This is a genomic window from Candidatus Hydrogenedentota bacterium, from assembly GCA_018005585.1.
In the GTDB taxonomy this organism is placed as follows: Bacteria; Hydrogenedentota; Hydrogenedentia; order Hydrogenedentales; family JAGMZX01; genus JAGMZX01.
In genome coordinates, this window is sequence record JAGMZX010000053.1 from 23,389 (window position 1) to 34,708 (window position 11,320).

Annotated in this window: 8 protein-coding genes; 3 read left to right on the forward strand and 5 right to left on the reverse strand. The window is 65.4% G+C overall.

The genetic code is table 11. From position 1 onward, the window contains the following. A partial coding sequence (locus tag KA184_10905) for an ABC transporter permease (GenBank protein ID MBP8130075.1) occupies positions 1-2,032 on the forward strand: 2,032 nt, incomplete at its 5' end. A 36-nt stretch (positions 2,033-2,068) separates the two neighbouring features. Beyond that, entirely contained in the window at positions 2,069-3,829 is a 1,761-nt protein-coding gene (locus tag KA184_10910) for a PQQ-binding-like beta-propeller repeat protein (protein ID MBP8130076.1), read from the forward strand. A 59-nt stretch (positions 3,830-3,888) separates the two neighbouring features. Here KA184_10910 and KA184_10915 read toward each other — a convergent pair whose 3' ends face one another. From KA184_10915 to KA184_10930, 4 genes are all read right to left on the reverse strand, one after another. Beyond that, the gene (locus KA184_10915; protein ID MBP8130077.1) at positions 3,889-5,247 is read right to left on the reverse strand and encodes a hypothetical protein; all 1,359 of its coding nucleotides are present in this window, start codon (positions 5,245-5,247) and stop codon (positions 3,889-3,891) included. A 17-nt stretch (positions 5,248-5,264) separates the two neighbouring features. Continuing rightward, positions 5,265-5,588 (reverse strand): pyrimidine/purine nucleoside phosphorylase, encoded by a 324-nt coding sequence (locus KA184_10920; protein MBP8130078.1) that lies wholly within the window; start codon positions 5,586-5,588, stop codon positions 5,265-5,267. 53 nt (positions 5,589-5,641) lie between these two features. Then, complete coding sequence (locus tag KA184_10925) at positions 5,642-7,222, reverse strand: sugar isomerase (GenBank protein MBP8130079.1); 1,581 nt, start codon at positions 7,220-7,222, stop codon at positions 5,642-5,644. Positions 7,223-7,307: 85 nt separating this feature from the next. Further along, positions 7,308-8,921 (reverse strand): FAD-binding oxidoreductase, encoded by a 1,614-nt coding sequence (locus tag KA184_10930; GenBank protein ID MBP8130080.1) that lies wholly within the window; start codon positions 8,919-8,921, stop codon positions 7,308-7,310. 140 nt (positions 8,922-9,061) lie between these two features. Here KA184_10930 and KA184_10935 point away from each other — a divergent pair, with 140 nt between their 5' ends. Continuing rightward, positions 9,062-9,967, forward strand: a complete 906-nt coding sequence (locus KA184_10935) for a sensor domain-containing diguanylate cyclase (protein MBP8130081.1) — start codon at positions 9,062-9,064, stop codon at positions 9,965-9,967. 9 nt (positions 9,968-9,976) lie between these two features. On the opposite strand, the gene KA184_10940 is transcribed toward KA184_10935, so the two are convergent. Continuing rightward, positions 9,977-11,320 (reverse strand): BNR-4 repeat-containing protein (locus KA184_10940; GenBank protein ID MBP8130082.1); only part of this gene is annotated, 1,344 nt, incomplete at its 5' end.

Genomic DNA, 11,320 nt, shown 5'->3' on the forward strand with positions numbered 1-11,320 from the left:
GGCTTATTGGCGGGCGTACGGGCAGACGCCGAAGCTGTTGACGGCTCTCAAGACGGGTCAGGAACTCTGGGGAAGCCGTTTTGGCTCCGTGACCGCCGTGCGATTCCCGCCGGAGGCGGGTGGCATTGAACAGGTGCGCGGGGCCCTGCGCGGTGCGCTGAACCCGGCGGACCTGGGCCTCTCTCTTGCGCTCGCGCGCGCCGAGGCGATGGAAAGCGTCGAAAAGGCGATGAGTTTCGGCGGCCTGTTCATTGGAATGAGCTTTTTCTTGATTGCCGGGGCGCTCAGCCTGCTGCTGATGTTCTTTGTGCAGGCAATGCAGCGCCGCGCCGAGGAAATTGGCATTTTCAAGGGAATGGGCTACACCCGTGGGCGAATCGCGCTCCTGATGCTCGTGGAATCCGCGCCGGTGGCCGCGTTTGGCATTCTTGCCGGCGTTGGGGGCGGCATTCTCTACGCGGCGGCGCTGTTGGAGGGGTTGCAGACCCTGTGGCCCGCCGCCGTCGCCGCAACGCCGATACGGCTTCAAGCGGAACCGTTGCCGCTGGTCTGGGGCTCGGCGGGTTCTCTGTCGGTCGTGCTCATTGTCTTGGCGATAGTCACATGGCGCGCGATGCGATGCCCCGTGCGCGAACTGTCTACGACGGATTTTACGTCTGTCCCGGCGGGGGCTGGGCGCGGCCGGGCGGGATTTCTCTGGGTGCTTGGCGCATGTTTTTTCCTTGCCGGCGCGTGCGTGGCGCTGGGTGGCTGGCCGGGGCAGGCGCAGGATGGTTTGGGCGCCTTTTTCGGGGCCGGCGTGCTTTTCCTTGCCGGCGGCCTGACGCTCTACGGGGCGGCACTGCGGCGTATGGCCTGTCGCGAAAGCGCCGGTATGCCTCGCGTGTGGCAGTTGTCGCTGTCGAACATGGCGCGCAGGCGTGGGCGCAGTCTCGGCCTCGCGGCAGTGACGGCCGCCGGCTGCTTCCTCGTGATTTCCGTGTCGTCGATGCGGGAGGACCTGTCCGCCAAGGCAGGCAAACGTGATTCGGGGACAGGCGGTTTCGAAGTCTATGCGGAATCCGCGCTGCCCCTGTCGCGGGAAGAACGGAATGCGCTGGAGGCGAGTGCGGTCGTCTGCGCGGCTTTGCGTGTGCGTGATGGCGACGACGCGAGTTGCCTGAATCTGAACCGGGCGCGCAGGCCGCGGTTGATTGGGGTCGACCCGGCCTTGTTCGCCAGGCTCGACGCGTTCTGTCCCGCGAACGGGGGAGACGCTGTGTGGGGGCTTCTGGATACGGTCGCCGACGATGGCATCGTGCCGGCGTTGGCGGGCGACAGGGACACGGCGATGTGGGGACTGGGCGCGGCGGCTGACCCTGATTCGGGCACAGTGCTGGAGTATGATGATGAGTCGGGCAGGCCCGCGAAAGTGAAGGTCGTTGGGGCGCTTCCGGTGCGGTTGTCCGTGTTCCAGGGCGCGCTCCTGATTTCGGAAGCCGCGTTCACCCGGTTGTATCCGTCGGAGCCCGGCTACCGCGGCTTTCTTCTCGACACCGGACCGGCGGCAAGCGAGGACCTCTGCGGAGACCTGAACCGCGCCTATGAACGTGCGGGCATGGACGCCGTGCCCCCGGTGAAACGTCTCGAGATGTTTTACGCGGTGGAAAGCACGTATCTCGCCATGTTCCTGGTGCTTGGCGGGTTCGGGTTGTTGCTGGGCGCGGGCGGCGCGGCCGTGTCGGTGTATCGCAACGTGCAGGAGCGCCGCCGTGAGATTGCGCTGCTGAACGCCTTGGGGTATGCTCCCGCGATCCTGCGGCGCATGCTGCTTACCGAAAACAGCGCGCTGGTGATGACGGGCACGCTGATCGGCGCGGTGGCCGCGTGGCTTGCGGTTGCGCCGATGGCGGCCATGTCGCGCACGGTTGTCAATTGGCCCGCGCAGGCGTTTCTGATATGCGGTTTGGCCGCGTCGGAGGCGTTGTTTGCGTATGTCGGGGTGTCACTGGGGCGCCGCAATATAAGTTTCGGTGAACTTCGCGAAGAGTAGGGCGCCGCGCCCGACCGACATGGGAGCATGCACGAATTGGCAAACACTATCTCCGCCGGTCCGGAATCCGCGCCGCCCGCGCCGGCGCAGAACGGCGCTGTTCGTTTGCGGGTGTGGCCCGCAGTCGCGACCGTTGCGATTGCGGCCGTCTCCGGATATGCCGTCTCGCTATTCGCATCCACGAACGAACAGACGGTGCTGGCATTCGGCGTCATTCCGGGCGTTTGCGCACTGCTGCTTGTCGTCTGGTGGCTCGCGGCAAGCGGGGCCCCCGCGCGGGACCGGTGGCTGGGCTTTCTGCTGCTGATTGGCGCCCTTGCCTGGGTCGTGTTCACGCAGCCGTCGCTCGTGGGCGGGGCCATGCTGCTGGCCTATGCGGCGCCGGCGCTGACGGCGGGCGCGACGGTGCTGCTGGCTGTCGCGTTTCGGCTGCGCTGGCCGGCGCGGCGCTTGCTCGCCGCGGGGTTCCTGCTCGTGTGCGCGGGCTTTTTCACGGCGCTGCGCGTGGAGACGATCGGTGGGGATATCGCGCCGATCCTGTCTTGGCGCTGGGTGCCCACGGCGGCGGAACGTTCCGCGGCGCTGCCGGAATTCAAGACCGGCGGCAGGGCGACCCTGCCGTCGCGGGTCGCCCCCGGCGACTGGCCCGGATTCCGCGGCCCCGCGCGTGACAATTGCATGCGCGATGTCCGTTTCGCGACAGACTGGACCGTGCCGCCCCGGGAGGTATGGCGCAAGAGAGTGGGACCGGCCTGGTCGTCGTTCGCCGTGGTTGGGGATTACCTCTTCACGCAGGAACAACGCGGCGAAGAGGAATGCGTAACGTGCTACGGCGCTTCAACCGGCGAGGATGTGTGGGCCAGCCGGGTCACGGCGCGGTTCGAGGACACCATGGGCCTTGGCCCGCGCGCGACGCCCGCATATCACGATGGAAGGGTATACGCGCAGGGTTGCACGGGCATATTGTCGTGTCTGAATGCGTCCACGGGGGAGACGCTGTGGACGCGTGACATTACCGAAGACGCCGGCACGGGCGTTCCCATGTACGGCTTCGCGAATTCTCCCCTGGTTGTGGGCGAATACGTGATTCAGTTTACCAGCGGGAAAGAGGGGAAGAGCGCCATCGGCTACCGTTGCGATACCGGTGAAATTGCGTGGATGGGCGGCCCGGACACGAACGGTTACGCGTCTCCGCAATTGTTTGTGTTGGAGCACGAACCGCAGGTTCTCTTTTCCACCGATTTCGGCGTGCAAGCGTTCGCGGCGGGCAGCGGCGAACTGTTGTGGCAGCATGAATGGAAGAACACGAGCTACCCCCGCTGCACCCAGCCGCTCATGACGGACGGCGCGCGCATCATGATAGCCTGCACAAGCGGGGCGCGGCTGCTGCGGGCCGCCAAGACCGACGGCGCCTGGCACGTCAGCGAGGAATGGACGAGCAAACGGTTCCGGCCTTATTTCAATGACGCCGTTTTCCACAAGGGATACACCTACGGCTTTGACGGCGAGCGGCTCGCCTGTATCGACATGCGCACGGGCGAGCGCGTTTGGAACGGCGAGCGGTACGGGGGACAAGTACTGCTGGCCGCCGGCATGGACATGCTGCTGGTGCTTAGCGAAGGCGGCGAGATAATACTCGTGCGGGCGCAACCGGAACGGTTCGAAGAAATCGCGCGTTTCCAGGCGCTGCGCGGCAAGACCTGGAACCATCCGGTCATCGTTCGAGACAGACTGTACGTGCGCAACGCCGAAGAAGCCGTCTGCTACGAGCTGCCTGTTGCCAGACAACCGGCTTGACGCGCCCCGACGCGCAAGCCGCTTTGTTCCAACCGCGCGCCCGGCGCGCCCTGGCGCCCCTATTCGAGCCGCAGTTGCATATAGCGCAAGACGTTTCCCGACTGGCCGAGCAGGTCAATGGTGTTGGAGGGCAGGTTTCCGGCGCGGATATTGGCAAGGCAGAAGGCCGGCAGCGGCGTCTGTGCGGGTATGGGGGTCAGGGGCGCGTTCTCGACGGGCGGATACACCTGGAGCAGCTTGTTCCCTGCACCGGAGCCGCTCACGTAGAGCACGGCGTAGACGGTTCCGTCCGCGGCCACATGGAAGCGCGCCCAGCCGGGCTGGCTCGCTTCGCTGCCGTGATAGAGCACGGTCCGTGACGCGACGGCGCCGTCTTTTACGACGGCAAGGCGCAGCGAAGGGATGACGGACTTGCCGGGGAAGAACCGGTCGCGCAGGAGCGCGGATGCGACTTCGCATTCGGTGTAGAGGCTGTACGCCGCGCCGTCAGGGCTGATCCACAGGTCCTGGTTCGAGATGGCGCCGCCGGTCGCATCGACGTTGGCGATTTCGAGCGGCGCGGTGAACCCCTGCCGGGTGATGTCGGGCGTGGCCGTGTAGTAGAGGATGCGGAATACGTAGTCCCACGAGCGCTGGGTCTGCTCGAACTTGTAGGCCTTCCATTCCGCGACCGGCTCGACGATATCCCCGATGGCCAGCACGTGCACGGCGTTCCCGCGCAGCGCGACCTGCGGGTAGCAGGCGCGAATCGGGAAGCTGACCGACGCTGTTCCAATGGTCTGACCATCCGTGGTCATGAGGCACGCGTTCTGTTCGCTGGTTTCCGCGTCGATATTGAGCATGACGACCTTGGCCGCCTCGGGATCCGCGGCGAATCCGCGATAGCTGTGGTCGGTGAACGTGTGCTGCTTCGCCCAGGCCGGCGTCAACTTCGTCTGCTCGACCGCGCCTCCGCTGCAACGGAACCGCAGCACGTGGGGCTCGCAGTTGCCGTATTGCGCGCCCGGCGGCTGGGTCGAGTCGTTTACGGACAGGAACAGCGTGTCGCGGACCACCGCGAGAGGGCAAGGCTCGCGCTGGATGAACCGGTCCGGTTCCACGACGAGGCGCCAACCGCCGTCCGCGCGCTGGAGGAGCCGCCACCGCGTGTTGCTCAACGGCGGGATGCCCGCGCCGGTCTCCATCTGGCACACGTAGACCGTGTCGCCGCTGCGCGCAATCTCGGTACTGCCGTAAGCCCACATCGGCCCGGCCCCGTTGTCCGGGTTCACGATGGTGTAAACCTCCTCCTCCGCGATGACCTGCACGGCCGGTGTTTGGCCGAAGGCCCCGAGCGGAAGGAAGACTATGGCCAGCACCGCGCAGGCGCGCACGGACGCGCGCGCGGAGTCTCTCTTCTTGAACGTGTTCTTGAACATGGGCATGTCTCGCGGGGTTACAGGAACGAGCAGATGTATTCCATCAACCCATCGTCGACGGCAATATCAAAACCCGACTGACCGGGCACGTCGAAGTGCGTGCCCATTCCATACTCCCGCCACTCGCTCCGGCCGTCGAGTCTCACGCGGCACATGCCCGCCGTGATCTCCATCCGCTCCGGCGCGCCCGTGTTGAAGTGATAAGAGCCGGGATAGATGAGGCCGAGGCTTTTTTTGGCGCCGTCAGCCAGCAGAATGGTGTGGCTCACGACTTTGCCGTCGAAATAGACGTTCGCCTTGCACACAACGGTCACTTGCTCGAACTTTTCCGCGACACCCATGCGCCTGTCCTTTCCGTATCCGTTCCGCGCCCGTCGCCGCCGGGCGCGCGCCGTCACGCCTGTTCGCTGTAGTTGCGCCAGGCGACCTGTTTCACCTTCTTGAGCGCGTAGCCGGTTTCGCGCAGGTAATCGCCGTAGACCAACTGCGCGTGGAACCCTTCCATTCCGGCGACAAGCGCCTTCCAGTCGCCGTCCACCTCGATATCGATCTGCGAGCGGCACGCGGGCAGCGACGGGGAATCGGCGACACGGCCTCTGAACCCGTGCCACTGCGTGCAGTGCAGGTTGGGCACCACGACGGTTACCACCTGTCCTTTCGGGTACGTGACCTTCGTGGCCGCGCCGTAGTCGGATTCGTAGTGCGTCATGACGGTCGTGGGCTCGTAATCGCGGCCGTTCATGCGCATCGGTGCGGCGCAGTGGGCCACGGTGAATATCCCGTCGTGCGGGTAGTGCGTATTGCAGACGAAGGTGGGCTTCCCTGAAATCCAGCGCAGGAGCACACCGGGCACGGTGTGGCTCAGGTCCGTGTGGCAATACGCGGTATAGCCCTCGTCATTCGCCAGCGCGAGCACGAGGCAGGGCGGTGTATCGAGCATTCCGATGACTTCCTTGCCCATGCAATAGTCAAAACCGAAATTGAAGGCGTTCTTCTCCCGGAGCAATTCGCGGCACACGTGCATCGCGGCGAACGAATTCACGACGAAGCGGCGGTCCGTGGCCAGCGTGATGTTGGGCCGCGCGAGGAATTCCGTCGTCTGCCGGTCCACTTCCGCCATGACGCCCTCGTCCGACCGGGCGCGTTCCAGCCGTTGCGCGAACTCCTCGCGCGGGACGATATCGATTTCGTAACCCCAGACGTCCCGCGCGTGGTCAGGTCCGAGTTCCTGTGCGGGGGCGCTGTACGCGGCGAGACTGCCAATGGCGAGCATCTTCGTGCCGCGCGCGTTCTTGAGCGCATACAGCGCGCGCAGCCGCCAGAGCACCTCGTCGTAATCGTCCACCACGATATCGCCGGTGTCCATGTTTGGTTCGGCCATGGCGTCCTCATTGCGGCGCAGGAAACGCCAGTGGGCGATCTCGTGCCAGAGGTAATAGGCGCCCGACCGATGACGCAGGAACAGGATGTTCGGAGTGCCCGACGCCGCGAGCCGCACGGGCCAGGACCAGTCGCCGCCCGCGCCGTACACGAGAAGCGCATCCGCGCCGGCCGCCGCCGCCTGCTGCACCTGTTCCTCGTTATTCGCGGTGATTGCGGGCTCGAAAACCAGCGGAAACTCGCTTCTACCGGCCAATGCCGAGAGTTCCGCGCCGATCACCTTTGCTTCCGCCGCGGCCTGGTCCGGATTCTGGATCGCGCCGTAGGAACGCCAGCTCGTACGCTCCTGTGGTTGCGCGTGGTAGTAGATGAGCACGGGCTGGACGCGCAGCGCCTCGCCCGTGGGCAGAGCGGTCGCCGTCGGCGCGCCGGAATCGCCTTGCGCGGCCGGGGTTGCGCGCGCCGCCAGCACGACGCCCGCCGACCCGGCGCCCATGCTCCCGAGAAAGACCCTGCGGCTTACGCCGCGCGGCCGGCCCGTGCCCGATGACGCCGGCGTCTGCCCCGTTTTTCGTTCCGTATCTGCGTGACCCATGACGATTCCTCCTCATGCGATTCCCCCGGAGGCATTCTACCGGTGCGGCGCTACCCTCACAAGCGGCAGGACAAGCAAGCGCCGTTCAGCTTGGGGGGGGCGTGTACCGGCCGGGCGCGAGGATGCCGCGCGGGTCCAGCGCGCGCTTCATATCCCGGACGACTTCCCAGAAGACGTCGCCGGGCTGCCAGAGACGGGACATACCCTGAATTGCCTCGCGATAGGGCGGGTACCCGGCATCGATGAGCGCGTCCATGACTTCGTCATAGCAGCGCGCGGCGGCTTCCGGCTCCCCGGGCGAGGTCTTGTCGAACGAGATATTGAAAATCCCGATCATGGCGCGTTCGTTGATGAACGTAAACGTGGCGAGCACGTCGAAACGGTGCTGTTCGAAACGCGGCGCGACGATGCTTAGCACGTTTCGCGCATCTTCTCCGGCGGCGGGCACGACCGGGGAAATCCAGAGCAGGCCGCAGGGCAGCGCCAGCGGGTCTTCCATCGATGGCGGCGCCTCGCGCAGCCGCCAGGCCAGCGCATCCAGCGGTGCGGACGTCGGTGCGCCTTTCAGGAGCCCGTAATTCGGGCGGAGCGCATCGAGCTGGCGGCGCAGGCGCGCGCCAAGGCCGAACCGCGCGAGCGCCGACGCGGCGCGTCCGCCCCAGGCAAGCCGCGAGTCGTTGACGAATACCAGCCGCCCGAGTCCGCGCAAAGCTTGTTTCAGCGCGCATCGCGCCGCGCGGACCTGTCCCGGCGTACCCGTGAGACTGCCGGACACGTTCCACGCGCCGACGCCCCAGCGGGCTCGCAACTTCTCGCGCACCGGAAGCGGCAGCGGCGTGGCGCCCCCCGTTTCCGCCCAGGGATACCGTTGTTGGCTGCTGATGATGCGCAGGTCGTTGCCCGTATGAACCGCGCTGTTCAGCACGCCGTCCATGCGCAGGCCGCGCAGCCGTTCGATGAGCGGCTCCAGCAGCGCATCGTTGTCGACCTTAAGGTAGAAGAACGCGAAGCCCTTCGGCGCGGGCTGCAGCCACACGCCGGCCTTCGTCACGATGCCGAAGTTCGACTGCATGAACAGGCCGTCGAGGCTGGGGCCGACGCCGTAGGGGTAGACGTGGACCGTCTTCGCGCCGGCATAATGGCCGAAGCCCGTATGCACCACGCGGCCGTCCGGCAGAACGACTTCCATGCCGCAGGTCGTGCGGACGTGGTCCCCGTAAGGCGTGTGGCCGAAGCCCCGCTCGAGCGCATTGCCTACGACGCTCCCTTCCGGGCCCGCGCCCGTCGCGTCGATCCAGTATCCCGGCGCCTGCCGGCGCACCGTATCGTACAATTGCTGCTGACTGACCCCCGGCTCGATGACCACGTATCCGAGGCGCGTGTTGACCTCGACCACGCGGTTCATGCGGCTGAGGTCAAGGACCACGGCGCCTTCGACCGGCGCGCACGCGTCGCCGTAGCCCCAGTTGCGGCCCCGGGACACCGGGTAGAGCGTGAGGCCGCAGTGATTGGCTGTGCGGACAATGGCCTGCACGTGGGCCGTCGTGACCGGGTAGAGCACCGCGGCGGGCCGGGTGCCCGCGGGCTGGGTCGAGCGCGCATAGCGGTCACATGTCGCCGCGTCGGTGTTCACGACATCTTCCGGCAGCGCATCGCCGAGGGCGCGCAGCGCCGCGGCGTCCAAATGCGGTACAGTCATGGTCCAATTTCCTCCCGCGCGAGTTTAGCATACCCGCGTTGGGGTGTCTGAACGGGCTGCGGCGGGTGGGTGTTCCGCCACTGGACGCCCGAAAACGATTGGTGTAAGGTAATGGGTGTGCATCTGGGGAGCGAAGCGACATGCTCGGACGCGACATCTCGTATGAGAACTTGCTGGATCAACTGAATGACGGGGTGTTTTTCCTGGACCCGAACCAGGTCATTACGTACTGGAACCGCGGCGCGGAGCGCATTTCGGGGTTTTCGCGCGCCGAGGTGATCGGCCAGGTCCTGAAGCCGAATTTCCTGGGCCATCTGGACAAGACGGCCCACCCGGTCTTCGGCGAGGAATCGCCCGGCGCCTTATGTCTCAAAGACGGCCAGATCCGGGAGGAGGAGCTGTACATCCGTCATAAGAACGGGCAACTCGTGCCGGTTTTCACGCGGATCAGCCCGATTGTGAACACGCTCCAGGAGGTGATCGGGGTCATGGAGGTGTTTACGGACAACACGTCGAAGATCGCGGCTCTCCAGCGCATCGAGGAACTCGAGGAACTGGCGCTGGTCTGCCCCGTCACGCAGGTTGGCAACCGCCGCTATGCGGAAATGGCGCTGGCGAACGCATTCGAAGAACTCAAGCGGTACGACTGGGCATTCGGCGTCCTGTTCGTGGATATCGACAATTTCAAGCTTGTCAACGATACGAGCGGGCACAAGGCCGGCGACGAAGTCTTGCGCATGGTCGCGCTGGCGCTCAAGTCGAGTCTGCGCACGTTCGATTTCGTCGGGCGCTGGGGCGGCGAGGAATTCATCGTTGTGCTTCCCAACATCAACGATGAAGTGCTTGCCCGAGTAGCCGAACGCTGCAGGGCCGTCATCGAGGAGTCGCGTTACCAGTGCGAAGGGCGGGGAGTCCGCGTGACCGTATCCGTTGGCGCGGGCATTGCGCGGCCTGATGAGACGCCCGAAACGCTGATCGAACGGGTGGACCGGCTGATGTATGCCAGCAAGGACGCCGGGCGCAACCGTGTTACGATTGACCCCTGACCTCGACGCCTATTGCCCGGCTGAGGTCACGAGTTCGGGTTTCGCCATGGCTTCCTGCACCGTAACGGGCAACCGGTAAACCGCGTCGGCTTCCAGGCTGTAGAAATACAATCGCGACTCGGATGGGCGCCGCCCGTGACCGTCGGCCCAGAACGCGTAGAAGCCCGGGTGCGCGTTTACGGGACGGCGCACGTAGGTGTGGTTGTATTCACTATTCAACGTCAACTGCTTAGCCTTGGTCCACGTCGCTCCCGCATCGCGGCTGACCCACATCGCCACTTCGCCGCCGGGATTGTATGCCTGCGGGCCGGTCTCTGTCGGCCCGATCACCCGCCAGACGCCGCTCGCTTCCGTGTACAGGCTGCCCATGTCGTAATTGTTGTCCGACTCCGTGATCCGGTGCAGCGCCCACGTGACGCCCGTCCAGTGCGCCACGCACCAGAGGCGCGGGCCGTTCTCGGGGCCGGGTTGCCAGCCTTTCGACAGCACATAGAGGATGATGGGCCGCCCTTCGGCGTCGTAATTCACGTCGCACAGGTAGACCTTCAACCCCTCCGCCGCGTAGTCATGCACGAGCGCCGGATTCAGGACGGTGGTCAGAGGCGTCTCGATGACCGTGCCCTCGGCGGCGCGCCACGTGCCGCCCATGTCGCCCGTCTCGACATAGTAGACATTCGTGCGGAAATTCAGGCCGAGCCCCTTCGGGTGGTAATTGAACGCCGTGCCCACGCTTCCGCCGCAGGGCCAACTGACCTGATAGTGCCCTTCCTCGATGTGAGACAGGGATGCGCGCTCAGACCATGTGAGCCCGTCCGCGCTGCGCATCCAGTAGAGGCCGCGCCCGCCTTGGTACCACGTGTGCAGGAAAAGAAAACCCTTGCCGGGGAGATGCCACGGTTGCGGGTAGGAGAAGTTGGTTTCGAGTACGCGCTCGAAGCGCTCGATGTCGTACGGCAGCACGCTGCGCGAGATGTAGGAAGGCCGCGACGTGCCGTGCGAACTGGAAAACACCCAGAGGTAACCCTCGTCGTCAATGGACAGCACCGGATTGTCGTGCGCGTCGGCCGTCTGCTTGTCGAGCAGCAGCGCCGGGCGTGGGACCATGCCCGTCGCGTGGTCGTAATATGACACCATGTGGACCAGTTCGTTTTTGTCCGGTTTCGCGCCTCCATAGACGAAAAAGGTCTTGTTCACCGCGGGCGCGTAAACCGCGAAGGGGTTGTGATCCGCGCAATACGTGCCCAGACCGCCGCTGTACTTGTAAACGTATTCGTCTTTTGTTTCCTGGTTGTAATACCAGATGCCGCGATAGCCGGATTCCCTGGTGACAGGCCATTCCTCCGCGGCCGCGGC